We start from the raw sequence: 26,163 nt of genomic DNA, 5'->3' as shown, positions 1-26,163 counted from the left end.
CTCAAAATCGTGCGTAATGTATCCCTTATTATTCAATATTCAAGACTTACAATTCAACCGAAATTGTGCCGATAATGTTACCGCTTTCTTGCAGGGCATGACCGCGCGCAACTTCGCTCAACTTGAGTTTATAGGCGATGTGGGGGACTAATTGAGCGCTATCGACAAGCTCGCTAATTAGAGACAGAATTTGTCTTTGTCGGTCTAAATGCAGCTTATAAGCTGCTGGAAATCCGACCGATTCGTGGTACTGCGTCGCTTTTTTTAAAAAGAGTTTTTCTTCGCTGGGGGGAAGTTGGGGGGAGGTTGCCATGCCGTCGAGCGATCGCGCCCATAGATCGTTGCTGTTAGTCTCAATGACAATGGGATGTCCTTTATCCGGCGAGATAGACATGACTTGTTGCACGAAGTCCATACTTTTGTAATCGATGACTTCATCCGCTTTGAGGGTATCCCGACAAAATCGCATCGCCTCCTTGCGGCTGGCAGTGACAATCGTGTGACAGCCGTGTGACTTGGCTAACTGAACGGCGAGATGTCCCACTCCTCCGGCCCCGGCATGAATTAAAACGGTTTGTCCGGGTTGGACTCGAGCGTGCTGGTGCAGTGCTTCCCAAGCCGCGATCGCAGCCCGAGGTAAAATAGCAGCAGTCGCATGGTCGATAGTTTTGGGTTTGAGGGCGATGCTGCGGCTGTCCGCTGCCACATATTCAGCATTCGCGCCATCCCGTAGAATATTTAACGAAGCATACACTTCGTCGCCAATCTGGAATTTTGAGACGCGATCGCCCGCTTCAACCACAATACCGCTAACGTCGTATCCGAGAATCAACGGAAAATGTCGGGTGACAAAGTAGCCACTGCGCAATTTACTATCCACCGGAGTGATGGAAGTCGCCCGGACTTGCACCAAAACATCAAACTCGTTCACCAGGGGTTTAGGTCTTTCCTGCCAAGTGAAGACCTCCGGACCGCCGTGCCGGGTGATTACCATTGCTTTCACAACTTGCCTCAATAGGGAACATCGCCAAGGACTGGATTGAAGATAAGAAATTATCCTTCCTAGTTTGACTTAATTCCCCTCTTTGCGCGGCGACTCGAGCTTCGACTTTAGCGAAATTTACCCAGAAAAAGGAGCATTCTAGGAACCGATATTCCCCGTTAAGGCTTGAATTTGTTTTTGTAGGGGGAAGGTAATGCGATCGACCAGGCGAGAAAAAGGTAAACTTTGCACGTAAACTCGCCCCGGTCCAGTCATCTTGGCTAGAAATAATCCCTCGCCCCCGAACAGCATATTTCTTACGCCGCCGACCATTTGGATGTCGTACTTCACTGTCGGTGCAAAGGCAACCAAACAACCTGTATCGACGCGTAAAACCTCTCCCGGCGCTAAATTTTTCTCGATAATCGCACCGCCCGCCTGCACGAAAGCCAAACCGTCGCCGCGCAAGCGCTGAAGGATAAATCCTTCGCCGCCAAAAAAGCCCGCGCCAATGCGCTTGGTAAAGGCAACACCAATATCAATTCCTTTAGCCGCGCATAAAAAGGCATCTTTTTGACATAAAAATTCGCCTCCCAATCTGGCTAAGTCGAGGGGAATAATTTGACCGGGAGAGGTGGCTGCAAAACCGACGCGGGCTTTGCGATTGCTGCCATTAGCAAAGGTGGTAATAAAAAAACTTTCCCCGGTTAGCATTCGCTTGAAACCGCTAAACAAACCCCCGGATAAACCACCGCTGCCGAGTCCGGTTTGCATTTCAATGCCTTGTTCCATGTAAGTCATTGTACCGACTTCGGCTTGCACGCCTTCGCGAGGGTCAAGTTCGATTTCAACAAGTTGAAGGTCGTTGCCGTAGATTTTGTAGTCAATAACGTCAGCCATGAAGAGTTTGGGTTTGGGATGGAATTGTTGCACTTCCTCAAGCTACACGACGGTTGAGCGCAATTACCGAAATTGTCTGATTTGTCTTAGATTCAGGGTTCGACAATCACGGGCATTCCCATTTCAACCTTTTCGTACAAAGCGACGATATCGCGATCGCGCATCCGCACGCAACCGTGAGAAACTGCTTGACCGATGAGTTCTTCGTTCGGCGTACCGTGAAAGCCAATCGAGTTTTGTCCGTCCGTCCAAAAGCCAATCCAGCGCGCCCCGAGGGGATTCTCCGGTCCCGGCGGGATGATTTTGCGGGTAAAAGGATGCTGCCAGGTGGGTTCCTGCACTTTTTGCAGGACGCTAAAGCTTCCTGTCGGCGTTTCCCACCCTTGGCGACCGACAGCGACGGGATAGCTTTGTATCACTTCTTCGCCAAGATAGTAGTAAAGGCGGCGATCGCGCAAGCGCAGCACCAAGCGCGCTTCTATCACCGGGGGTAAGAACCTCTCCGAATCTCCTAGCGGCGGCAATTCGAGGTCTTGTTCCAACGCCGGGAGTGAGTCGGGGTGCGTTGCAGCCATCTCAGCGGAATTGCTTTGAGCGTAGGCTGCCCCATTTCCTAGTAACAGCAAACATAAACCCGACGCAAAGGCAATTCGTAATTCGTAATTCGTAATTCGTAATTCGTAATTACGGACAAAATCAATCATTAATTCCTTCGGTTTCCGAACAACTCACTTTAGTTAAGTCAAATCAACCTTCGAGCGCAAACTTTTAGGGTTTAAAGACCCCACTAATACCAGATTGATACGAAGCTGCATAGAATGAAAAGTAGGGTGTGTTAGCGAAGCGTAACGCACCGCTATCCTGAGAATTTAGGAGAGTTGATTCTAGGCAACGTCATCTTAAATTGGTATAAACCCGATAAGTTTCGTAACTTCTCCGGCAAATCCGAGGCTTTGTATTAACCAAAAGTCGATTTATTCCAGCCCCACATTGCCCCTTTCGCATCGGCAAATTCGATGTAGATTCTCTGCGCGGAAATGCCCAACATTTCTGCGACATACTCGCAAAAATCTTCGCTCATGGCTTTAGTTTGAGAGGGATTCATCGTACCGACACTTTTGACTTCGATGTAACACACCGGGTCGGTCGTTCCGCCAAAAGTCATGGCGACATCGGGTTCAAAAGCCGTCATCACGTAGGATTCTGGCTTGCCTGTATGTTTTGCTAATTTAGCTGAGAGGCTTTTTAGCAACTTTTCAACTGTTGCTTTCTCGGGTGCTGCGGCTGAGGATAAAACTTTGATTAAAGGCATCTTTTTTTCCTTTTTATTAAGCGGCGAGTTGATGTCAGGTGAACGGAGGGAGGAGATGGGGGAACGGGAGATTTTAGCGAATTCCCTGTTCCCTGTTAACTACCCGCCGTATTGCCAACCCGTAGCTTCTAGTAAAAGGGGTTCGCCCTCTCGATACACCTTCGCACCGATGACTTCGCCTAAAAAGACGGTGTGGTCGCCGTTTTTGAGGGAACCGACGACTTTACATTCGACATAACCGAGGGAGTCGGTGAGAATCGGACAGCCGGTTTCAGGGCCGGTGATATAATCAACGTCTGCCAGTTTATCGCCGACGATTCGTTGGGGCTTAAAGAATTTTGCGGCAATTTCTTTTTGGTTACTATCGAGGAAACTGATGGTAAATACGCCGCTTTGCTCGATCGCGGCGTGAGAACCGGAATCTCCTCTGACGCAGGTTACAATCATTGGTGGCTGAAATGAGGATTGCATCACCCAACTCGCCGTGAAGCCGTTGAGTTCGTCGTTTCCTTTAACGCCACAGATATACAGTCCGTGCGGAATTTTGCGCAGTAGCGTCTTTTTGGCTTGTTCGTCTAACAAGGTTTCCCCTCCATACTGTTGCGGGCTATCGCTTTCAGTTTACCGAAAATTGCAAGTTTAGCGCTCGAACCTTTTAGAACTGAACTTCTCTCGTCGTTCCGTAGAACAGATTTACTCGCTCGAGATCCGTTTTAACAGGTTTAAGCATTCAGCCCGGAAAGTCATTTCGGTTTGCTGCTTTACCTACTCTTTACCTACTCTTAATGTCTCCGATTGAGAATAGTTGAAATAAGAAAAGGATTTTTGCGATCGCATCTTAGCCGACTAACTGGAGAAATTTATGACCGATAGAATCACTCCTCCCGCTTCACAACCCGTTCGAGCGGGAGGACGACTTAATATTTTTGAAAAATACTTGACTTTGTGGGTGATATTGTGCATTGCGATCGGCATTGCATTGGGCAGATTATTTCCCGGTATCGCCCAAAATTTGGATGCGATGAGCATCTACAATGTCTCAATTCCCATTGCCATTTGTCTATTTTTCATGATGTACCCCATCATGGTTAAAATTGATTTTTCTCAAGCCTTACAAGCTGCCAAAACACCCAAACCCGTCCTACTTACGCTCGTCGTCAACTGGTTAATAAAGCCATTTACTATGGTGGTTTTCGCGCAGTTTTTTTTGGGTGGGTTATTTCGTCCCTGGTTGAGTGCCACTGAAGTTATTCGCGGCACGGAAGTTTCGCTAGCAAATTCCTACATTGCCGGAACGATTTTATTAGGAATTGCACCTTGTACGGCAATGGTATTGATGTGGGGATATCTGTCCTACAGCAACCAAGGACATACTTTAGTTATGGTGGCGGTTAATTCGCTAGCGATGCTATTTTTATATGCGCCTTTAGGAAAATGGCTGTTATCGGCGAATAATTTGACCGTCCCTTGGGAAACCATTGTTTTATCGGTGTTAATTTACGTCGGCTTACCATTAGTAGCGGGAATCTTTAGCCGGTACTGGATTTTTAAACATAAGGGGAAAGATTGGTTCGAGCGGCAATTTCTGCACTATCTCAGTCCGATCGCGGTGAGTGCTTTGTTACTCACGTTAGTGCTTTTATTTGCTTTTAAGGGAGAACTGATTGTCAACAATCCCCTGCATATTCTCTTAATTGCCGTCCCCTTATTTATCCAAACCAACTTTATCTTCCTCATCGGTTACGTGGCAGCATTGAAATTAAAGATTACCTATGAAGATGCTGCCCCTGCTGCCTTGATTGGGGCAAGCAATCACTTTGAAGTTGCGATCGCGACAGCAGTGATGTTATTCGGCTTGAATTCTGGCGCAGCATTGGCGACTGTTGTCGGCGTTTTAATTGAAGTTCCTGTGATGTTAATGTTAGTGGAATTTTGTAAGAAAACAGCATTTTGGTTTCCTCGCGAACCGGAAAAAGCAACGCTTTGCGACCCGCGCTGTCTGAATAATACACCGCTGTTGTAGTATTCTATATAGGAATGGCGCTGAAATAAGAGTTGAAAAATCGCCGTAGAGACGTTGTATACAACGTCGTTATTGATATTTTGTAGGGTGGGCAGCGCCCACCAGCTTTAAGTCAGTGCCGTTCATCTATATAGAGATAGTCCCATCGTTAGGAAGATTTTATATTCTCTCCCTACGCGATAAAAAAATAGAGTAAATAAGGTCTAGTAGGGTGGGCAGCGCCCACCAGCCTTAAGTCAGTGCCGTTCATCTATATAGAGATAGTCCCATCGTTAGGAAGATTTTATGTTCTCTCCCTACGCCATAAAGAAATAGAGTAAATGCGAAGTCAGAATTAAGAGGTAAGTAAAAGTCATGAAAAAAGTCATGTTTGTTTGCAAGAAAAACTCAGCCCGCTCGCAAATGGCTGAAGGGTTTGCCAAAAAACTCGCTGCGGGAAAAGTTGAGATTGTGAGTTCCGGTTTAGAAGCAAGTCAAGTCAATCCTCACGCGATTGAAGCGATGGCTGAAGTAGGAATTGATATCAGAACCCAAACTTCTAAGGCATTGAGCGATTTTAGTCCTAAAGATTTTGATGCGGTCATTTCTTTGTGCGGTTGCGGGGTAAACTTACCTGAAGAATGGCTATTGCGAGAGATATTTGAAGATTGGCAATTAGACGATCCTGCCGAACAACCGGAAATTTTTCCGCGCGTTCGGGATGAAGTGAAGGAACGGGTAGAAAAGTTAATTGCGAAATTGTAAGTTTTTTTGGGGTGAAGAGTTTAGGATTAATCGCAAAGTCAAATTCAACGGCTGCTTGCTGATATTAACCCGATTGAGGGCGCGCTTTAAAGCAGCGAGTTAAGAGGCATCGATCGCAGAAATAGACTTAGCAGACTTAGTAGCGCGCGATCTATTTTAAACTAGCTCTAAGCAGTCTTTTGAAGTAGGAATTTTTTCCCAAATGTCCCATCGCTTTCGCCGCAGTCGCCGCCGATTTATCCTCGGCACTTCCGCATTATTACTGAGTTCTGCCTGTTCGCGGATGTTCTCGCCTGCGAAAGAAAGCCTGCCCGTGCTGGTGGTGGGGGCGGGAATTGCGGGGCTAGCTGCGGCGAAACGCTTGCGGGAGGAGGGGTTGAGAGTCATTGTCTTGGAGGGGCGCGATCGCGTCGGCGGTCGAATTCATACGGATCGCTCTCTCGGTATCCCTTTAGATCTCGGCGCTGCATGGATTCACGGAATTGAAGGCAATCCTTTAGTCAAGTTAGCGCGGGAGGCGGGTGCAAAAACCTTTGTAACGGAGGACGATAGCTGGGAAATCTACGATCGCGCGGGCAAACCTTTCACCGCAGCAGAAATTGCGCGATCGGAACAAAAGTACGAGAATTTACTAGATCGCGTTTCAGCTTTAGCAACCGATCTCGAAACTGATATCAGCGTTGCTGAAGCGATTCGCCGCATTGATGCAAAAGCATTAACTGCACCTTTAATGCAATATCAACTCGGCGGTTATTTAGAATTTGATATGGGTTGTCCCTTAGAAAAACTGTCGGCGCAAACGTGGGACAATGACGAAGCGTTTTCCGGAAAAGAAGTTATCTTTCCGGGCGGTTATGACGCGGTTACGAATTATCTGGCGCGAGATACAGAAATTCAAACCCAACAAATCGTTAAAAAGATTAACTACGAGGAAGAACAGGTTACGATTACAACCAATCGAGGTCAATTTGTCGGACAATGCGCCGTTATAACTCTACCATTAGGCGTTCTCAAACAAGGTAGAGTATCCTTTACGCCCGAACTTCCAACTTCTCTACGTCGCGCCATTCGTACCGTCGGTATGGGTAACGTCAACAAAGTTATTTTGCAGTTTCAACGCCCTTTTTGGGATACTAAGTTACAATATTTTGGCTCTACTTATCCCCAGCGAGGGCGCTATCCTTACTTCCTCAATGCCCGCACTTTCAGCAAAGCAAACATTCTCGTTACTTTTGCCCTAGGAAGCGCCGCAACAGCAATGGAAACTCAGTCTAATGCTCAAATTCAAGCCGAAGTTTTAGAGGTTCTAAAAAGTATTTTCGGCTCCAAAGTTGCGCCGCCACAACGCCTTTTGGTGACGCGCTGGGGAAGCGATGTGTTTGCAGGCGGTTGCTATTCTTATAGTGCGGTTGGTGCAACTTTAAACGACTTCAAAACCCTCGGAGAACCCGTCGCCGATAAACTCTTTTTCGCAGGGGAACATACCAGCGTTAAATATCGCGCTACCGTTCACGGCGCTTATTTATCCGGATTGCGCGCTGCCGATCGCGTTATTCAGCAGTATGCTTAAGCGATTAGGCTTGGGTTGAGATAAGCCGCGAAAACAGTCTGGTAGAATTGAGGGAACATTTTCTGGGTTGGGGGTTGTGGAAAGACTCCCCTTTTTTTGAGCGAGGGGGGAATTCAACCCCAGATTATCGCTGTTTTCAGCCCTCTTGTTATCCCTCGAGCCTCTGGATATTTTAGTACCCCGCATGAATCAAATTTTCACGCCTCTCCAAAAATTACTACTCACCTGGCTGTTAATTTTAATAACAGGATGGTTGACATTAGTAGCGTTAGGATATGTCGGTGAAACGATTAGTATTTTACTAACGGCTGGTTTAATTGCCTTTTTATTGAACTACGCTGTCGCCGCCCTAACGCAATTTTTACCGCGAACTGTCGCCGCCCTCCTCGTGTATTTATTAGCGGCTGCAATTGTTGTTTTAATTGGCGTAACGATTGCCCCTCCCGTCTTCAATCAAGGCAGACAATTAGTTACCCGATTTCCTGCATTATTAGAGTCGGCGCGACAGCAGTTATCGGACTTACAAATCTGGACGACAGGGCATAACTTACCCTTCGATCTCAAGAGTTTAACGTTTAAGTTGCTCGAACAGCTTCAAGCGCAAACGCAAGCCATTGCATCGAGTAGTTTTGAGCTAGTGCTGGGAACGTTTAACTGGTTTTTGGACTTAGTTCTAATTTTAGTAATTTCTTTTTATATGCTAGTGGATGGCGAACGCTTGTGGACGAGTATTACTCGCATCTTTTCGCCGCGCATTCAAACAGAATTGACCTGCTCATTGCAGCGAAATTTACAGGGGTTTGTCTTCGGACAGTTGTGGTTGGGAATCTTTATGGCGACGACCTTAACTTTCGCTTTCTTTGCTTTGCGCGTGCCATTTTTCTTGCTATTTGCCGTGTTTATTGGGATTATGGAAGTGCTACCTTTCGTGGGGGCAACGTTAGGAATTGCCACGGTAGTTTTGATTGTTTCCTTTATCGATTGGCGCTTAGCTTTAGAAGTTTTAGCTGTTGCGATCGCGCTGCAACAGGTTAAAGATAATTTAGTCGCCCCTCGGATTATGGGCAACTTAACCGGCTTATCGCCCGTTGTTATCTTTGTTGCCTTATTAATGGGTGCAAAAATTGGCGGCTTATTAGGCGTAATCCTCGCCATTCCGCTAACCGGCGTTATCAAAAGTTTAGCGGAAGTCGTTTCTAACCCCGCCCTGCCGCCGCAAACCGGCGCTTTTTTCCAAAATCCCTTCGCGAAGAAAATCCCAGAGTTAAATTCCGAATTGTAATTTTTTAAGGCTTAAATGAATTAAAATATTCTGCATGAATACCTACGATTGGATAGTAGTGGGCGGCGGTCTTACGGGCGCGGCTCTGGGTTACGAACTGCAAAAACAAGGGCTGCGCGTCCTGTTATTGGAGCCGGACAGCACGATCGCGAATGCAACGCGCTATAGTTATGGCGGGCTGGCTTATTGGGCGGGAACTTCGCCCTTAACGCGCCAGTTGTGCGAAGAAGGAATCGCCGTTCACCGCCAACTCTCCCAGGAATTGGACGCAGATACGCAGTTTCGGGAATTCGAGACGTTACTGACGATAGAACCGGAAGAGGATCCCGATACCGTTGCAACCGACTATAATCGCTTTGCCTTGCCCGCGCGCCGCCTTACCCCTTCAGAAGCGAACGAAATCGAACCCCTCCTCAACCCCAATGCGATTTCCGGCGCGCTGCTGCTTCCCCACGGACACATCGAACCGCAGCAAACCAATCGCGCCTATCTCCAAGCTTTTGGGCGGGCGGGGGGAGTGCTACAACCGGAAGAAGTTACCGGCTTTGCCTACAATGGCGATCGCGCGGTTGGGGTGAAAACTGCCGAAGGGACTTATTTTGCCGAACATATTGCCATCTGTGCGGGGGGATTGAGTCGCGCGCTGCTGCAAAAGTGCGGTATTCCGGTGAAACTGTATTTTACCCAAACCGAAATTTTGGAAACGCCGCCGGTAGAGGAATTGCGACTGCAAACATTAGTAATGCCCGCTATTATCGATCGCTTTGAGCTAGAAGAGAAAGCCATTCAACCGGAATTTGAACCCTTGTGGAAGCGGGAAAGCGGCGAACCCGTCCCCCCAATTCTCGATGCGGGTGCGATACAATTTCGCGATCGCCATTTCATCCTCGGTCAACTCAGCCGCGCGATCGCCAATCCCCATTTTACCCCCGATGCGGCCGCCAGCGAAGCCAAAATTCGGGACGCGATCGCCAATATTTTCCCCTCCCTCGCCCCACTCCCCGCCACTTGGCACCGCTGTCTCGTCGCCTACGCCGCCAACTCCCTTCCCCTCGTCGGCGCGCTTGCGGGGATAGAAGGGTTGCATCTGTTTTCTGGGTTCACTAATACGCTGCTTTTTGCCCCGCCCCTCGCCAAACATTTCGCGCGTTGGGCAGCAGGAGAAACGGGGACATTATTGGAACAATTGCAAAGTTATTAGCATTGATTGTAGAGAGAACTCCTCGAAATTCAACGCCGTTTCGTAGGGGAAGAAGGGATTGTAAAAGCCGATCGACGCAAGTCCCCTCTTCAAGAGGTGGATGTGCAGATCGTTAAAATTGCGCCCCGACTATCGCAACTTCCACCGCGATCGCTGAGTCAAGAGGTAGTATTAAACTGGCTGTTGTTGAGGAGTGAAGGCTGATGTTACTGAAATCCCGCGATCGCGTTTCAACTCGCCCCATGCGCCCAGAAGTCGCCGTGCTTCTGTGTTGCACCAGCACTCAGTCAGAGGCAGAAAAAGCCGAACGCCTCGAAGTTTTGCTTCAAGAAAATCTCAACTGGGCGGAGTTGCTAGAAATGGCAACCCAGCATCGAGTCTTACCCTTGTTCTGGGCAGGATTGAAGGCGGCGCGATCGTCAGCGATTCCCCAGCCAATTTTAATGCAGTTGCGCCGCGAGTTCCACAACCAAACGCGCCACAGCTTGTTATTAAGCGGCGAATTGGTGCGACTTCTCAACCTCTTTAAAGCGCAAGGAATTGACACTCTCCCGTTCAAAGGGCCGGTTTTAGCGGCGGCGGCTTATGGGAACTTATCGTTGCGACAATTTTGCGATTTGGATATTTTAGTGCGATCGCGCGATGTGGAAAAGGCAAAAGCGCTCTTGCTGGCTGAAGGATATGGCATGAAAATCGAGCGTATTGAAGTCACCCCCGAACAAGAAGCCGCCTTCATTCAATCTTCACAAATTCAGCATCTCGTGCGCGAAGCTGCCTATCCTTTCGTACATCCTCAAACGGGGTTTGTCGTAGAACTGCATTGGGGAATTATGCCGCTTTATTTCTGTTTTTCCCTCAATTCGGAAGCCGATTGGAACAATCTCGAAACGGTTGCGATTGCCGGTGAAAGCGTCCCGAATCTTTCCCCAGAAATGATGTTACTGGCGATCTGCGGACACGGAACCAAGGATTGTTGGACGCAACTGGCGCGCATTTGCGATGTGGCTGCGATCGTTCGCAATCATCCCCAGTTAAATTGGGATAAAGTGTTGGAATTAGCTCGCATTAAGGGCGGTCGGCGAATGCTATTTTTGGGATTATTCTTAGCGCGCGATCTCCTCGAACTGCCCCTCCCAGAAACCATTTTACAACAAATCGAAGCCGAGCCAGAGGTCAAAATTCTCGCGCAACAAGTCAGCGAACGACTGTTCGATTCAGTCGATCGCACCGAGAAAGATGGTAGTAAGACTCGCTTTCACCTTCTGGCGCGGGAACGATGGCGCGATCGCGTTCGCTACTTCCTGCAATTGCTTTTCGTCCCGACAACGAGCGATTGGTTGCTTTGGCCGCAAGCCGAATTCCCGGTCTTTCTTTACTATCTTCTACGCCCCCTCTCGCTCGTCAGAAAGCAGGTTTTCAAACCGAGCAAAAGCTCTTAATCTTCATAAAATCTTTGCAAAATTGAATAAAACTTTACATAAATAACTCGATAGTTTAATGTATGGTTAAGTAAATCTTAATCTCGGGTTTGCGTCTATCGTCCAATCTTTTTCTTTCATCGATCCCTACAACTCATGAATAATACCCTCAGATTTCGCGTCAACTCGCCTAAAGTCGTTCATGAAACAATTGATGGCGAAGTCGTTATCGTTAACTTAGAAAAAGGCGATTACTACAGTTTATTGGGAGCGGGAGCCGATATTTGGGAAGGGTTAGCGCGAGGAGAATCGGCGGGTGAAGTCGTCGAGGCAATCTGTCAGCATTATCAGGGCGATCGCGAAACGATAACGAGCGCGATCGAGCGCTTTATCGAAGAGTTGCAGCAAGAAGAAATGATTGCCCCAGATGCGAGTTTAGAAGCCCCAGAAACCGCTGCCAACGGGGGAACGAAGGCAGGGATAGAAATCGGAGAAAAGTTGGTTTTTGAAGCGCCCAGCCTCCAAAAATATACCGATATGGAAGAGTTACTCGCCCTCGATCCCATTCACGATGTCGATGAAGATATGGGCTGGCCCCGCGCCAAAGTTGAGGCGTAATGATTGCCAACCATTCCATTCCGGATACGACACCGCAAGATTCTCTGGCATTTTTTGAAAGTATCGAGGAATTGTTCCAAAAAGCAGTAACATCTGTCGGAGGAACGCGCGATCGCTTTTATTGTATTGCTGGCTTTAAAATTCGCTTGCAATTTGCAACAGAGGCGTTAATTCCCGACTTGACTCCGGCCCTCGAACATCTTGCGGTAGAACCCTTTTCCGAGGCAGATTTAACGGTTTGTCTGTGGGACAGTCATTCCACCCACACGCCAATGCCGCCGCCGCCGTGGAAGCGATATCAGCATCATCCCAAGCGGGGGGAGATTTTGGGTTTTAATAGCGATCGCATCCATACCAGTTTTCAATGGGGTTCCTATGCCTTAAGTTTATTAGACCGCGATCGCAACTTAGGAATTTATTGGGTAGAAACTGCCGCCCAACTGCCCTATTGGGAAGGCGGTTCGCCCCTGAGAACTATTTTTAATGTTTGGTTTTCGCAACGCGGAATTCAACTCGTGCATGGCGGTGCAGTCGGACATCCCCACGGCGGCGCGTTATTAGTCGGAAAAGGCGGTTCGGGCAAATCGACAACGGCTTTAGCTTGCCTGAGTTCAGATTTATTTTATGCCAGCGACGACTATAGTTTAGTCTCCTGCGATCCCAATCCCACCGCTTTTAGCATCTACAGTACCGGCAAAAAAAACGCCGACGATTTGGAAAGGCTGCCTTTTTTAGCCACGGCGATTAGCAACCGCGATCGTCTCGAATCCGAGAAAGCGGTGTACTTTTTAAACCAACATTTCCCCGAAAAAATTATCTCGCGTTTTCCGCTTAAAGCGATTTTAATTCCGCGAATAACGGGAAAAACCGAGACGACGGTTACGCCAACCTCAGTAGCAGCCGCCTTAGCCTCCCTCGTTCCCAGCACTACCATTCAATTGCCCGGTGCAGGGAAAGAAGCCTGTAAAATCATGATGCAAGTTGCCGGTAAAGTGCCATCTTATTATCTCGAACTCGGTACTGATATCGAGCAAGTCCCTCAAACTATTTCAGCGCTCTTAGAGCGACTTTAGAATGATGGAAAATTCCTCTTTTTCGATTAGCGTCATCATTCCCGTTTACAATGGCGAACGGTTTTTAGCAACAGCGATCGCAAATGTCAAAAAACAAAACTATCCGGAACTCGAAATTTTAGTCATTGATGACGGTTCGACAGATGGAACCGCAAAAGTCGCCGCCCAATTTCAGGACAGCATTCACTATATTTTCCAAGAGAATCGCGGGCCTGCCGCCGCCCGCAATCGCGGGATTCAAAAAGCGACTGGGGACGCGATCGCCTTTTTAGATGTTGACGATTTATGGTCGGAAGATAAACTTCACCTACAAGCCAACTACTTAAAAGAGAATCCAGAAGTTGATATCGTTCAAGGGTTAATTCAGAATATGAAACCCGACGAGGATGGCAATTTTGAACCCACAGAAACTCCTTACAATTATATTAACATTGGCAGCGCCCTTTATCGTAAATCTGTCTTCGATCGCGTCGGCTTTTACGACGAAACGCTCAAATTTGCGGAAGATACGGATTGGTTTATTCGGGCTTGGGAAAATGGCGTAACCAAAGTCGTAATCGATCGCGTCACCCTCTATTATCGCAAGCATCCCGAAAACATGACCGCCGGGAAAAACTTAGTCGAACTCGGTTTCGTGAGGATTTACAAAAAACATTTAGATCGATGTCGGCAGAGAGGGAGTAATCTTTCGAGTTCGGGGGCAGAAATGCCGAAGATTAATGAATATTTAGGCGCGCCCCCCAATCGCCCCAAGCTGTTCTAACCGCTCTATTCATTTAACAATAAAAAGATGACCCTGCCAGCAGCTATCTCCGTTATTATCCCCGTCTACAACTGCGAACGCTACCTCGCCGAAGCGATTGAAAGTGTATTAGCCCAAAAATATCAACCCCTCGAGATTATCATCGTTGATGATGGTTCGCGCGATCGCACGGCGGAAGTTGCCAAAAGTTTTGGCGACTCCGTACAGTACCATTACCAAACGCAAAGCGGCGCGGCAACAGCGAGAAATTTTGGGATAAGCTTAGCTAAAGCCGATTACTTCGCCTTTCTCGATGCGGATGACCGTTGGGTAAAAGATAAACTAAGCCGTCAAATGGCTGTTTTTGAAAGCGAACCTAACCTTGAAATGGTACTCGGTTACGTCCAAAATTTTCACAGTCCCGAATTAGACGAAACCATTACTCGCAAAATCTACTGTCCGCCCGACCCCATGCCGGGATACTTACCCGGTACAATGCTTATTAAGCGAGAAGCTTTTCAGAAAGTTGGGTTATTTGAAACTCATTTAAAAGTCGGAGAATTTATTAGTTGGTACGGCAAAGCTAAAGATTTAAAGATTCAAGAAAAACTTTTGTCAGATGTACTGTTGTGGCGGCGCATTCACGAAACAAATACCGGCATTCGCGAACGTCAATCTCGTAGCGATTACGTGCGGTTAGTCAAAGCAACTCTCGATCGGCGGCGCAGCGCCAATCAGCAGTCAATAAAGCAAAATTGACCATGAAATTTAACTTTAAAACTCGGATTAAAGCAGCGTTAAAATCTTTTGTTAATCCCAATCCTGCGCCCAAAACTCTCATTCAAAAACAAGTCGTTGAGTGTTCGGATTTTTTAGAAAAAAAGCTCTTATCCCATAAAAATGTGCTGATTACCGGCGCGGGAAGAAATATCGGTCGCAGCATTGCTTTGGAGATGGCAAAACAGGGCGCTAATATCTTTTTCACCGATCTATCATCAGAACGCTGTATCGAATTGGAGCGAGAATTAAAAGCTTACCCAATTCAATCTCAAGGTTGGAGTTCTGATATTTCCAAGCAGGATGATATTGAAAATTTATTGAAAGTATTAGAAGAGCGCGATATTAAAATTGATATTTTAGTAAATAATGTGGGCATCAATTTAGGTAGAAAACCCGTTTTAGAAATTTCGGCAGAGGAATGGCAGCAAACTTTTAATGCGAATGTGTTTGGGCCGCTCGATTTAACCCGAAAGATTGTCAGAATCACGATCGAGCGTAAAATTCAGGGTTCAATTATTTTTGTAACGTCTATACACCAATGGCAACTCGGATTGTGGGCGCATTATAGTTCCTCAAAAGCGGCACTAGGAATGATAATAAAGGAATTAGCAGTCGAGTTAGCCCCTCGAGGGATTAGAGTGAATGGAATCGCTCCCGGCGCGATCGCGGAAGACGAAAAAGGCAATCCTTTCGTACACGATTATACTCTCTTACATCGAACGACAATTAATCCAGAATATATTGGCAGAGCCGCAGTCTATTTAGCCTCCGACTACTTTTCCATGTTTACAACAGGGACGATTTTAAACATTGATGCAGGTTTATCTTTATATAACTATCGAATTTCTCAACATTTCCCGCAGTAATTTCTTGTAAACATGAATAATCTGCTTATCCGCCTATTTTTACGTTGATAATCATTGAAAACTTATAGGATTTAAAAGCTAGCCCGTGTTCCCAATTCTTAAGCGTATCAAAAACAAGATTAAATCGTTAGGTTCTTCTCCCAAAACGGAAAGCTTAGGGAAAGCACGCTTGCAAGCGAACAGACCGGAGTTTGCCCGCCTGTTCCCCCAGAATGCTAAGATCGAGCGTTTAGCAACGGGGTTTCAATTTACTGAAGGGCCGCTTTGGTTAGCAGAGGAACAGCATCTTATTTTTAGCGATATTCCTGCTAATAAAATCTATAAATTAACCCCAGACGGACAAATTACAATCTTCCGAGAACCCAGCAACAATTCCAACGGATTAACGCGCGATCGCCAAGGCAGACTCGTCGCTTGCGAGCATTTAAGCCGCCGCGTCACTCGGACTGAAAAAGAAGGTCAAATTACAATTCTAGCAGATACCTTTCAAGACAAAAAACTTAACAGTCCTAACGATGTTGTCGTGAAAAGTGACGGTTCCATTTACTTTACCGATCCGCCTTATGGTATTGAGTCAGAACAGCAAGAACAACCCTGCCAAGGCGTTTATAAAATCTCTCCCGATCGCGCCGAAATTGTCCTCGTTGCTGATGACTTTTTGACCCCTAACGGCCTTGCCTTTTCTCCGGACGAAAAAACGCTTTATATCGACGATTCGGAGCGTAAACTTATCCGAGCGTTCGACGTTAAAGCCGATGGAACTTTAGCGAATAGCCGCATTTTTCACGATATGAAGACGAATAAACCGGGCTTACCTGACGGAATGAAAGTCGATGTCGAAGGGCATATTTATTGTACGGGAGGAGGAGGCGTTTGGGTCTTCGATGCGAAGGGAAATTGTTTAGGAACGATCGTTACGCCGGAAGTTCCGGCAAATTGTGCTTGGGGCGATGAAGATTTCCAAAGCCTTTATATTACGGCTCAAACTTCAGTTTATAAAGTCAGAACCAATATTCCTGGAATTGCAGTTTAATGAGATTCATACTAATACCAATTTAAGATTGCGCTGCCTAGAATCAACCCTTCTAAATTCTCAGGATAACGGTGCGTTACGCTTCGCGCTCCACACCCTACTTTTCATTCTATGCAGCTTCATATTAATCTAGTATAATACCCTAAAAAATATGATATGAACTCGACAATCGAGCAACTTACTTCAGAACAAGTCAACTTACTCAAAGCGGCACTTTTAGACAAAGGAGCGTTGGAGTGTTGGCAGCAATGGATCGCTACAGTAGATATCGAAAAAATTGCGACAGAATCTTATCGATTGTTGCCGTTAGTCTATCGAAATTTATCCGAACGGGAAAACGCAGAATTACCGGCGCGTCTCAAAGGAATTTATCGGCGAACCTGGCTGGAAAACCAAGTTATTGTCAAGCATTTAACTGAAATTTTTAAGCAATTTAGTCATTCTGGAATTGAAGCAATTCTGCTCAACGATGCTGCCCTCTGTCTGTGCGACTATCCAGATATTGGCTCGCGCACGATCCACAATTTTAACTTGCTCGTGCGTCCGGAGCGCGCTCTAGAAGCGCTCGAGCGATTATCAACAATTGGCTGGGTATCGCAAGCTAAGATTCCCACAAAACTTTCTAAATTTCCCCACAGTCTCGAGCTTAAACATCCCTCCGGGCAATGTTTGAATTTACGCTGGTATCTGTTCGGCGATGGCTTTGAGGAAACGGCGACACGGGGATTTTGGGAGCGATCGCTTTTTATTGAAGTTGGCAAGTTATCCGTGCGAGTTTTAGAACCCAGCGATCGCTTCTTTTATGCTTGCGTGGCAAACCGCGATCGCCAACTATCTCGCTTAGCCGACGCAGCAATGATTTTAAAAACTTCGGCAGCAAAGCTCGATTGGGACAGACTTTTAACTCAAGCTCAACAAACTCATTTTGTTAAAGCTTTATCGGTTTCGTTATTAGAGTTAGAAAAAATCCGCGATCGCCCCATCCCAACTACCGTGCTACAACAGCTTTCCCAACTCCCCCTTTCTCGACTCGAACTCCAGGAACAGCGAGTCGCCCAAAGCCAGAAAAAAACGGTATTCGATCGATTTTGGCTGCGCTACTGCCAATATGCCCGAACAACGCATCGATTCGAGCTTTTAGGATTCCTGCGGTATATACAATATCTTTGGGGAATAGAACGCTTGTGGGCTATGCCGGGACAAGTTTTAAGACGGGGGATGAAACGAGTCTTTTAAACAGCGCTTCTCAGCCAGATATCGTTACCATCTCATGGGTATGAGCTTTCAATCCCCTAATCTTTCTGGGCATTGATATCATTAATGTTATACCAATTCTCATTGATTTTGCACGATTCCCGAAGAGGGCATAGCAGTGCTATGCCCCTACAGCAAACAATTTAGTGCATCGCGATCGGGAATTGGTGTTACTGATTTATCTCAAAATGTAGCAATCCCAAAGAGAATGACTCAAAGTAAAGTCTGGGTAATTGGTGGCGGTTTAGCGGGAACGGAGGCAGCGTGGCAGGTAGCGCAGGCGGGCGTTCCGGTGGTGCTGTCGGAAATGCGCCCGGTGCGAACCAGTCCCGCCCACCACAGCGAAGAATTGGCAGAATTGGTCTGTAGTAACTCTTTTGGGGCGATGAGTAGCGATCGCGCCACGGGCCTCCTCCACGAAGAATTACGCCGCCTCGGTTCGATTATCATCGGTAAAGCCGATCGCTATGCCGTTCCCGCAGGCGGCGCGCTAGCCGTCGATCGCGCCATTTTTAGCCGCGAACTCACCGAAACCCTCGCCGCCCATCCCCTCATCGAATTGCGCCGCGAAGAAGTTACGGAAATCCCGCGCGATAGTATCGTTGTTCTCACCACCGGCCCCCTCACCAGTCCCGCCCTCGCCGAAGATTTGCAGCGCTTCACCGGAATGGACTATTTCAGCTTTTTCGATGCCGCCAGTCCCATTATCGTCGGCGAGTCGATCGATCGCGAAATTGCCTTTCTCGCCTCCCGTTACGACAAGGGCGAAGCCGCTTACCTCAACTGTCCCATGAACAAGGAACAATACCTCGCTTTTTGGGAAGCACTCCGCACCGCCGAACAAGCGCCCCTGAAAGATTTCGATCGCGAGGAGTCAAAATTCTTTGAAGGCTGTCTCCCCATCGAAGAACTCGCCCAACGCGGCGAAGAGACAATGCGTTTCGGCCCCCTCAAACCCGTCGGCTTATTCGATCCTCGCTGGCCGACGGATGCCAACGGCAAGCGCAAACCGCCCTACGCCGCCGTTCAACTGCGCCAAGAAGATAAAGCCGGACAGTTATGGAATCTAGTAGGCTTTCAAACGAACTTGCGTTGGGGCGAACAAAAGCGCGTTTTCCGCCTCATTCCCGGCCTCGAAAATGCCGAATTCGTGCGGATGGGCGTAATGCACCGCAACACCTTTATCAACTCCCCCGAACTCCTGCAACCCAGCTTGCAATTCAAGCAGCGCCCCAAACTCCTCGCCGCCGGACAGTTGGTGGGTACGGAAGGTTACACCGCAGCAGCAGCGGGCGGCTGGCTGGCGGGGACGAACGCCGCGCGCCTCAGCTTGGGGTTAGAACCCATCGTTGCGCCGCCGACGATGATGATGGGGGCGTTAATCGAGTTTATTACTTCGGCTTCGCCCAAACATTTCCAACCGATGCCGCCGAACTTTGGCATCTTTTCGCCGTTGGAGATGCGAATTCGCAGCAAAGCAGAACGTTACGGGGCGTACCGCGATCGCGCGCTGACCGATTTAGAAACTTGGCAAATTTCCTTCGCTGACTGCGCAATAAAATAGGGGCGAATCGAAATTCGCCCCTGCTGTTGAATTGTTTGAATATAACCCAATAACGGAACGAGACTAGCGCGCGCCGACGACTTGAGGTGTTGATTCGAGAGATTCAAAAACTCTTGTCCGTTTCGCGCGTTGTCGTGCCGTCATCATCACGCTAATGAGATCCGGCATTTCTTGGCGACAACTCGAGCAGTACCAGTAAAAACGGTTTTTGCCAGCAGAAAGAAACATTTGCTGGTTGCAACAAGGACAGGTACTCATGACTTTTATTATTTCTTAATTTTAAAAAAGCAATCGAACTTTATCTATCTTCATTCTAGTTCGGGAACTTGGTAAGTGTCATCTCTTTTTATAAAGAATCTTTAAGTTTCGATCGCTAAAGTCGAAATTCTGTCATCCCAGCTTTAGCAAAATCGAAAAAAAAGACATTCAATATTTGCGAAATCCTTACGAGTTCGGCAAAATGCCCGTCCGTTTTGTCTTTTAGCTGCGATCGCAGATAAAAACGTTACAAGTTTACCCTAGCAAGGTTTTAAAGCTCGTTCCAATCGAGCAAAGTTACAAAAATTCAACAAAATCATCGATTTTTTCGGGTCTACGTTCCCGAATCTAAGCGTTCTTGCCACTCGCGATCGAGCCGCTCGGCATTGTTAAGGTTTTGCTCTAACAAGTCGGTTTCCGTCGTATAAGCTAACTCTGATTCGTTAATGCGATTTTGACGGCTAAATTGACGCGCATAGGCGATTTTCTGCTGCAATTCCGCATCGGGCTGTTGTAAATAGTTTGCCCGTACTAAACGTTGTTGGTTGCGCGACGCAATTTGAGGATTTTTCCACTGAATCCAGAAATAACGCACTAAAGGAATTGTTAGGAAAGCTGTTGCGTAACCCGCCAGAAGTCCGTAGATGGAACTAGCAAATCCGACGACTCCTCCCATTTGCAAAACTTGTGGATCTTGCAAAAAAGAATACAGCACTAAAGCGAGAATAATGTTAACCGTTCCCAATCCGATCGCGAGTATAATTTGCCCGGTACTAGCGGCACTAAAACGCCAAAACCGTTCTTGGAGGGCGGGGGCGATGGGTTCGAGGGAACTTTCGCGCGCCGTCACTTGTAAGTCTGGGAAAGAATAAACGATTTGTCCGCGATCGGACACTTGGGGATAGCCGTTGAAGCGAACCAGGACGGGGAGGATATAATCTTCATTATCGCGATCGCCCGGTTTAATTTCGTCGAGGTAGGGCGCAATTTGTTCGGCAGCCACCGCCCCCCGATTACTTTGAATGGCGCTACCAATCGTTTGCCAGCGTTCTTGTTCTAAATTAGCGTTGGGATTGCCATCGCCGAACAGGAAGGAAAAAATCGCCTCGAGAAAATTCATTTCTCCCGGCGTTTTGAGTTCCCGCTGTTGGCGGCGATAACCGGGATCGAACCAGTAATAAAAATCCGGCCACCAAAAGGTGAATCCAGAACTGCCAGAATGACTAGAATTACTAGAACGGTCAGAATTGCTAGAACTGCTAGAACTGCCACTATCATCGCTACTGCTGCTGCTAATCGCAATGAAAATGACAACGATCGCCACAGCCATCAGTACGATCGAAAGAATGAGGGCAATTCCAAAAGAGATGCGGATTAAGTAAAATAAAATACCCCAAATTTTTTGCCAAGTTTCTTGCCAGCGCAACCGCCAATATTTATTGCGAAGAATGCCGCGAAAGTTTTTGGGAAATAAGTAGGCAATTTCGCCGGATTCGGAAACTTGCAGGTGTCCGCCTGCGTCGGAAGCGAGGGCAAGCAAACCCTGACGGGCGGATTCGATTTCTAGCCCTGCTTGCGCCGCCACATCGCCCGCTGTAACGCGATAGCGTAGGGTTTCAACAGATTTTATAATGAGGGGATTGGGAGCCATAGAAATTATGAATTATGAGTGATAAATTATGAATTGGAAATGGGGAGTGGTCAATAATGAGTGATGAATTGGAAATGATGAGGGCCGAATGGAGAGTTATAAATGATGAATTGGGAATCAGGAATTACGAACTACGAATTATGAGTTACCCACTATCTATTATATCTTCCCTGTCTTTAGGGGTAGTCAAACGAAGGCGAAATTTCCTCTCCTTTCTCTCGTGCAAGCGGAAGTTAAAACTTGGAATTGCTTGGGGATTTGGGCTGGTAGCTTTTAACCTTCATATCCCAGCAGCGAAAGCACTCGATCCTGTCCAACTCGAACAGTTTCGGCAGACGGGGAGTTGCGCGAACTGCGATTTAAGCGGTGCATCTTTGATTGACGCGCGTTTAAGCAATACAGATTTACGCGGCGCGAATTTGGCGGCGGCGGATTTGACGCGGGCGGATTTGAGAAATGCGAATCTGACGGGGGCGAATTTAGCGGGGACGAGTTTGGTTTACGCGAGTTTGGCGGGGGCGAATTTGACGCGGGCAAATTTGCAGGTGAGTAATTTGACGCGGGCAAATTTAACGAATGCGATTTTAACGGGGGCGAGTTTGTATCGATCGCGGTTGATGGGGGCAAGTTTGGCGAGTGCGGACTTGCGGGGCGCGCTATTTTGGGAGGCAGATTTAACGAGTGCGAATTTAATCGGGGCGAATTTGCGCGGGGCAGATTTGCGCGGTGCGTTAGTCGAAAATACGATTGGGTTGGAGGTGCGAGGGAGTGGCGCAATTCTACCGAACGGGGCATTTCAACCTTAGCGTTGGCCAATTACAATCAAGACGAAAACTTTGAGGTGGGGAAGATGACTATGGCTGGATTTAAGGGCGGTTCTTTGGGTTTTTCTCAGCGAGTTGGATTAGGATTAACGATCGCGATCGCATCCCTCTTTTTGACTATACCTTCAGCCGAGGCTGCCGAGCGCGTCGTTTTAAAATACAACACCCTACAAGGTTCCGTCTCAGTGGCGGATTTAAAAGCGCTGGCAGAACGGGGCGAAGTTTCGCTACCGTTGCGGGCGTATTTGATGCTGGCGAGGAAAAATCCGGAAGATTTGCGCCGCATCCTTAACCAAGAAGTGAGTGCTAATCCAGCGTTACTCGATCGCGCCCTCAATAGTTTTGTCGGCAACTTTTTCCTACAACGCCTTGGCGAAGTCGTCCAAACTCCCAATGCTGAGGAGAACGAACAAGCGTTGCGTTCTGCGTTGGTGACTTCCGCAGAAACCGACAATCGCATCGTAGTGATGGAAATTTTGCAGAATTATCCGACCGAAGAATTGCACGTCAACGCCGATCGCGCGATCGAAATTTTCCAAATGCTAAAAGGAACGCTCGGACGCTTCTCTAACCTCTCCCTATAATGCGATAATTACGAATTCGTAATTCGTAATTAATAGACAGAGGAACTCAATTTTTCGGCTCGCCGCTCTCAATCTCTCGATCTAAGGCTTGACGAGCAATTTTTGTGACATATATTGTGACAGCCAGCGTTGCAATTAAACCGACAATATTCAAAATTAATTTCAGTTTATCCGCGCTTCCTTCAGCGGCAATTTTGGGCAGATAACCCAAATAAACATACAGCAGCGTTCCCGGCATCATGCCAATCCACGACGCTAAAATATAGTCCCGAAAAGAAACGCGCGTCACGCCAAACGCATAATTTAAAAACACGAAAGGAAACAGCGGCGACAAGCGCGCTAACCCGACAATCTTCCAACCTTCCCTCGCCACAGCCGCATCTAAAGCTCGAAATTTTGGTTGCTGTTCGATCTGCTTTTCCACCCACCCGCGCGCCCAATATCGCCCAATCGCAAAAGCAACCGTTCCGGCGAGAGTAGAAGCAACAGAAACAAGAATAAAGCCGCGAACAACCCCAAAAATAAAGCCCGCGCCTAGGGTTAAAATTGCACCGGAAATCAAGAAAACCGAAGTTAAGATATAGAGGATAATGTAAGCAATGGGTGCTAAGATACCCAAGCTTTCAATCCAACTTAAAGACTGTTGTAAAACTCGGTCGATCGCGTTAAAAAGACCGAATTTCCAAGCGAGGAAAACTGAAAGCGCGATCGCGCCACCAATCCCCAAGAAAATTAACCTTCGTTTTCTGCTATTTTCCGGCACAGTTTCTCCTTTCCTTCCCTAAACTAAAGCACCGCCACAACTCGAACCGCTACCCGCCGTACACCCATAGCAATAAGAAGCGGTTTGCACTTCTTTGATGGCATCCAACGTTCCCAACTCCAGCAGTTTTGCCACCGTTAATCGTTCGCCATTCTCCATTTTCGCGGGTAATCCTTCCATTTGATTGAAATCGCAATCGTAGATATTCCCTAAATAATCGATTGACAGTTCGTTACGGCACATTAACTGCGAAACAGTATCGGGATTGTAGTGGGTTTCTAAAAATTGGAGATAGGCGCGATCGAGGTTGCGCCGTTTTAAGTAATCTTTGGTACGTCCGATGGGAAGGTTTGTAATCGTTAGCAGGTGATTGAATTTAATCCCAAAATGTTCGTCGAGGTAGGCTTTATAATCTCGTTCTAACTTTTCTTGTTGGGGCGGTAAGGAGAATTTTTCTTCAGTGGGAAGCGAAGGATTATATACAAGATCGATCGCTAAATCTTCCTCTGTTCCATAGCCTAACGCATTCAATTTTTGCAACGCACGAATAGAAGTATCATAAACGCCCGCCCCCCGCTGTTTATCCACATTCGCTTGTAAGTAGCACGGCAAAGAAGCTACAACGCGAAGGCGATGGCGGGCAAAATATTCGGGCAAGTCCTCAAAACCGCTTTCAAAAAAGATAGTTAAGTTCGAGCGGACAATAACCTCTTTTTGATGCTTGCGCGCGGCTTCAACAATCGGTTTAAAACCATAATTCATTTCTGGCGCACCGCCGGTTAAATCGACCGTTTTAATTTGCGGGAAGCGCTCGATTACTTCGATTAATTGTTCGCAAACTTCCGGTGAAATTTCTTCAGTTCGTTTCGGCCCTGCTTCGACATGACAGTGGAGACAGGCGAGGTTACAGCGACGACCGAGATTGATTTGTAAAACAGAAATCTTTTGTTTGAGTAGCGGGTCGGAAAGTTTTCTGCCAAAAGGAGTTAATTGAGTAATAGTAGGCAAAGCAGTCATAGAGATAGTTCGCAATTGACAATGGATAATAGATAAATGGTATGCCAAATAAGAGTTTAAAAATAGCCGTAGAGACGTTGTATACAACGTCGTTAGTGATATTTCGTAGGGTGGGCAGCGCCCACCAGCGTTAAGTTAAGTCAGTGTCATTCAATAATCGACAATGAAAAAGCTTGCCAGTCTAGTAGGGTGGGCAGCGCCCACCAGTGTTAAGTCAGGGCCATTCAATAATCGACAATGAAAAAGCTTGCTAGTCTAGTAAGGTGGGCAGCGCCCACCAGTGTTAAGTCAGGGCCATTCAATAATCGACAATGAAAAGTTAGTTTTGTCTGGGAGTATTCCCTTATTATACGTCCAGCCAGCTTTCTTGAAATATTCCGACTTAACAACAACTTTCGCTGCTACAAGCTGAGGGACTTTCTGGCTGTACGGTGAGGTGATAATCAATACCTTTAGTTGCGCGAGGATCGCGTAAAGTCGTTCCCTTACAATTAAAGGTTTCAGCATCTTCTAAGGCAATTTCCTGGTAAGGAGAAATGGGGACTATATCTTTAGCATAAGGGCTGTTCGGCTGGGTCAGAATTTGGAAAGTTTTATCGCAAACAGCAACGCGATCGCCGCGTCGATAAATGTGACCGTCATCGTCGCAAACTTGTCGCCACGGGCCTTTATAAATTACTGCTTGATTGCGCTCCCAGCACGCTCCTTCTTTGCCTTTATAAGCGCGAACGGTAACAGAACGAAATTCAATTCCTTCGATAGTTTGCCAAGGTTCTGCTTGCCGAGAGAGAATTTCAATGCCATAAAATCCGGCATCTTCAAACATTTTTAAAAAGATATCTTCCCGAAATGCGCCGGAGATACAACCGCTCCACAGTTCGGGGTCGTTCTGCATTTCTAGGGTAGGTTCTTCGTCGCAGACAATATCGGAAATAACGGCTCGACCGCCGCGCTTGAGAACGCGATATATTTCTTGGAAAAGTTGCACTTTATCGGCGGGACGAACGAGATTGAGGACGCAGTTAGAGATGACGACATCGACGCTATCGCTAGGGATAAGCGGTTCTTCGCGGCGCAGGCGATCGCATTCTACCTCGAACTCGCTCCAATCTTGCAAGGACGCGATCGCGCGATCGGCTAATCTCGATTCTACCCGCTCTAAGTTTAATTTTAAATCTTGAATCTTACCCTTGACAAAATTAACATTGTCATATCCAATTTTAGCAGCAATTTCCGAGCGATACTTGCGAGCTAAATTTAACATTTCATCGTTAAAATCAACTCCGATAACTTTGCCCTGCGCTCCTACTTTACGAGCAATAATGTAGCAATTTTTTCCCGCTCCCGACCCTAAATCGATCGCGGTTTCCCCTTCAGAAACATACCGCGTTGGATCGCCGCAACCGTAGTCTTTTTCAATGATTTCTTGCGGTAAAAATTCGAGATCGTTAGGTTCGTAAGCTGTCGGACAGCACAAGCTTGCTTGGGGTTGTTTTGCGCCCGCTTCGTAACGTTCTAAAACAGCAGTTTCTACGTTATAGCTTGCGGTTGAAGGGCTGTTGGATGGGGAAGTTTGAGAAGAATGACTCACTGCAATAATTTTGAATAATAGCTAGATCGTTGTACCGAACGCTTGTACTCTTAAAAAAAACCGCGTTTCTAGTTACTATTTAGCAATAGAACTTTAGTCTTTCTGGGGACGAC

Annotated in this window: 26 protein-coding genes; 16 read left to right on the top strand and 10 right to left on the bottom strand. The window is 47.2% G+C overall.

The features are described from left to right. Positions 1–46: 46 nt before the first annotated feature. The 5 genes from H6G50_RS14595 to H6G50_RS14575 all read right to left on the bottom strand — a co-directional run bounded on the left by H6G50_RS14595 (position 47) and on the right by H6G50_RS14575 (position 3,776). The gene (locus H6G50_RS14595; RefSeq protein WP_190717502.1) at positions 47–994 is read right to left on the bottom strand and encodes an NADP-dependent oxidoreductase; all 948 of its coding nucleotides are present in this window, start codon (positions 992–994) and stop codon (positions 47–49) included. A 147-nt stretch (positions 995–1,141) separates the two neighbouring features. Next, positions 1,142–1,882, bottom strand: coding sequence for a TIGR00266 family protein (locus H6G50_RS14590; protein WP_190717500.1), 741 nt, complete (start codon positions 1,880–1,882; stop codon positions 1,142–1,144). A gap of 92 nt (positions 1,883–1,974) precedes the next feature. After that, entirely contained in the window at positions 1,975–2,586 is a 612-nt protein-coding gene (locus H6G50_RS14585; protein WP_190717499.1) for a L,D-transpeptidase, read from the bottom strand. A gap of 254 nt (positions 2,587–2,840) precedes the next feature. Further along, positions 2,841–3,194, bottom strand: a complete 354-nt coding sequence (locus H6G50_RS14580; protein WP_190717497.1) for a phenylpyruvate tautomerase MIF-related protein — start codon at positions 3,192–3,194, stop codon at positions 2,841–2,843. Positions 3,195–3,293: 99 nt separating this feature from the next. Beyond that, positions 3,294–3,776, bottom strand: a complete 483-nt coding sequence (locus tag H6G50_RS14575) for a flavin reductase family protein (RefSeq protein ID WP_190717495.1) — start codon at positions 3,774–3,776, stop codon at positions 3,294–3,296. Positions 3,777–4,056: 280 nt separating this feature from the next. Here H6G50_RS14575 and arsB point away from each other — a divergent pair, with 280 nt between their 5' ends. The 14 genes from arsB to trmFO all read left to right on the top strand — a co-directional run bounded on the left by arsB (position 4,057) and on the right by trmFO (position 19,362). Next, positions 4,057–5,217 (top strand): ACR3 family arsenite efflux transporter, encoded by a 1,161-nt coding sequence (arsB, locus tag H6G50_RS14570; protein WP_190717492.1) that lies wholly within the window; start codon positions 4,057–4,059, stop codon positions 5,215–5,217. 354 nt (positions 5,218–5,571) lie between these two features. After that, positions 5,572–5,961 carry an arsenate reductase, glutathione/glutaredoxin type gene (gene arsC, locus H6G50_RS14565; protein ID WP_190717490.1) on the top strand — a complete coding sequence of 130 codons (390 nt, stop codon included), beginning with the start codon at positions 5,572–5,574 and terminating at the stop codon, positions 5,959–5,961. A 202-nt stretch (positions 5,962–6,163) separates the two neighbouring features. After that, positions 6,164–7,531, top strand: coding sequence for an FAD-dependent oxidoreductase (locus H6G50_RS14560; RefSeq protein WP_190717488.1), 1,368 nt, complete (start codon positions 6,164–6,166; stop codon positions 7,529–7,531). A gap of 184 nt (positions 7,532–7,715) precedes the next feature. Continuing rightward, positions 7,716–8,813: an AI-2E family transporter gene (locus H6G50_RS14555; protein WP_190717486.1), complete on the top strand. Its 1,098-nt coding sequence runs from the start codon at positions 7,716–7,718 to the stop codon at positions 8,811–8,813. Between the two features lie 34 nt (positions 8,814–8,847). Then, a complete protein-coding gene (locus H6G50_RS14550; RefSeq protein WP_190717484.1) occupies positions 8,848–10,014 on the top strand; it encodes an FAD-binding oxidoreductase in 1,167 nt (388 codons plus the stop codon). Between the two features lie 203 nt (positions 10,015–10,217). Beyond that, positions 10,218–11,453, top strand: a complete 1,236-nt coding sequence (locus H6G50_RS14545) for a nucleotidyltransferase family protein (RefSeq protein ID WP_190717482.1) — start codon at positions 10,218–10,220, stop codon at positions 11,451–11,453. Positions 11,454–11,588: 135 nt separating this feature from the next. After that, positions 11,589–12,050, top strand: coding sequence for a PqqD family protein (locus H6G50_RS14540; RefSeq protein WP_190717480.1), 462 nt, complete (start codon positions 11,589–11,591; stop codon positions 12,048–12,050). Continuing rightward, positions 12,050–13,123, top strand: a complete 1,074-nt coding sequence (locus H6G50_RS14535) for a serine kinase (RefSeq protein WP_190717478.1) — start codon at positions 12,050–12,052, stop codon at positions 13,121–13,123. The genes H6G50_RS14540 and H6G50_RS14535 overlap by 1 nt, the downstream gene beginning before the upstream one ends. A gap of 1 nt (position 13,124) precedes the next feature. Then, positions 13,125–13,886: a glycosyltransferase gene (locus H6G50_RS14530; protein WP_190717475.1), complete on the top strand. Its 762-nt coding sequence runs from the start codon at positions 13,125–13,127 to the stop codon at positions 13,884–13,886. A gap of 27 nt (positions 13,887–13,913) precedes the next feature. Next, positions 13,914–14,624: a glycosyltransferase family A protein gene (locus H6G50_RS14525; RefSeq protein WP_190717473.1), complete on the top strand. Its 711-nt coding sequence runs from the start codon at positions 13,914–13,916 to the stop codon at positions 14,622–14,624. 2 nt (positions 14,625–14,626) lie between these two features. After that, positions 14,627–15,511 (top strand): SDR family oxidoreductase, encoded by an 885-nt coding sequence (locus H6G50_RS14520; protein WP_190717471.1) that lies wholly within the window; start codon positions 14,627–14,629, stop codon positions 15,509–15,511. 85 nt (positions 15,512–15,596) lie between these two features. Further along, positions 15,597–16,544, top strand: a complete 948-nt coding sequence (locus H6G50_RS14515) for an SMP-30/gluconolactonase/LRE family protein (RefSeq protein WP_347239939.1) — start codon at positions 15,597–15,599, stop codon at positions 16,542–16,544. A gap of 156 nt (positions 16,545–16,700) precedes the next feature. Then, entirely contained in the window at positions 16,701–17,780 is a 1,080-nt protein-coding gene (locus tag H6G50_RS14510; protein ID WP_190717469.1) for a nucleotidyltransferase family protein, read from the top strand. Positions 17,781–18,006: 226 nt separating this feature from the next. Then, positions 18,007–19,362 carry an FADH(2)-oxidizing methylenetetrahydrofolate--tRNA-(uracil(54)-C(5))-methyltransferase TrmFO gene (gene trmFO / locus H6G50_RS14505; protein ID WP_190717467.1) on the top strand — a complete coding sequence of 452 codons (1,356 nt, stop codon included), beginning with the start codon at positions 18,007–18,009 and terminating at the stop codon, positions 19,360–19,362. A 63-nt stretch (positions 19,363–19,425) separates the two neighbouring features. Here trmFO and H6G50_RS14500 read toward each other — a convergent pair whose 3' ends face one another. Next, positions 19,426–19,620 (bottom strand): hypothetical protein, encoded by a 195-nt coding sequence (locus tag H6G50_RS14500; protein WP_190717465.1) that lies wholly within the window; start codon positions 19,618–19,620, stop codon positions 19,426–19,428. A 334-nt stretch (positions 19,621–19,954) separates the two neighbouring features. After that, positions 19,955–21,271: a hypothetical protein gene (locus tag H6G50_RS14495; protein ID WP_190717464.1), complete on the bottom strand. Its 1,317-nt coding sequence runs from the start codon at positions 21,269–21,271 to the stop codon at positions 19,955–19,957. Positions 21,272–21,411: 140 nt separating this feature from the next. Between H6G50_RS14495 and H6G50_RS14490 the strand changes: the two genes are divergently transcribed. Next, positions 21,412–22,077 carry a pentapeptide repeat-containing protein gene (locus tag H6G50_RS14490; RefSeq protein ID WP_190717462.1) on the top strand — a complete coding sequence of 222 codons (666 nt, stop codon included), beginning with the start codon at positions 21,412–21,414 and terminating at the stop codon, positions 22,075–22,077. Between the two features lie 44 nt (positions 22,078–22,121). Beyond that, positions 22,122–22,679: an alpha/beta hydrolase gene (locus H6G50_RS14485; protein ID WP_199302981.1), complete on the top strand. Its 558-nt coding sequence runs from the start codon at positions 22,122–22,124 to the stop codon at positions 22,677–22,679. Positions 22,680–22,725: 46 nt separating this feature from the next. On the opposite strand, the gene H6G50_RS14480 is transcribed toward H6G50_RS14485, so the two are convergent. The 3 genes from H6G50_RS14480 to H6G50_RS14470 form a co-directional block, all read right to left on the bottom strand. Continuing rightward, entirely contained in the window at positions 22,726–23,442 is a 717-nt protein-coding gene (locus tag H6G50_RS14480; RefSeq protein ID WP_190717460.1) for a VTT domain-containing protein, read from the bottom strand. An 18-nt stretch (positions 23,443–23,460) separates the two neighbouring features. Further along, positions 23,461–24,459 carry an arsenosugar biosynthesis radical SAM (seleno)protein ArsS gene (arsS, locus tag H6G50_RS14475; RefSeq protein WP_190717458.1) on the bottom strand — a complete coding sequence of 333 codons (999 nt, stop codon included), beginning with the start codon at positions 24,457–24,459 and terminating at the stop codon, positions 23,461–23,463. A gap of 382 nt (positions 24,460–24,841) precedes the next feature. Further along, complete coding sequence (locus H6G50_RS14470) at positions 24,842–26,050, bottom strand: methyltransferase domain-containing protein (protein WP_190717456.1); 1,209 nt, start codon at positions 26,048–26,050, stop codon at positions 24,842–24,844. Positions 26,051–26,163 lie beyond the last annotated feature (113 nt).

It is taken from the genome of Oscillatoria sp. FACHB-1406 (assembly GCF_014698145.1).
GTDB lineage: Bacteria > Cyanobacteriota > Cyanobacteriia > Cyanobacteriales > Spirulinaceae > FACHB-1406.
This window is presented reverse-complemented; position numbering and strand designations above follow the sequence as displayed.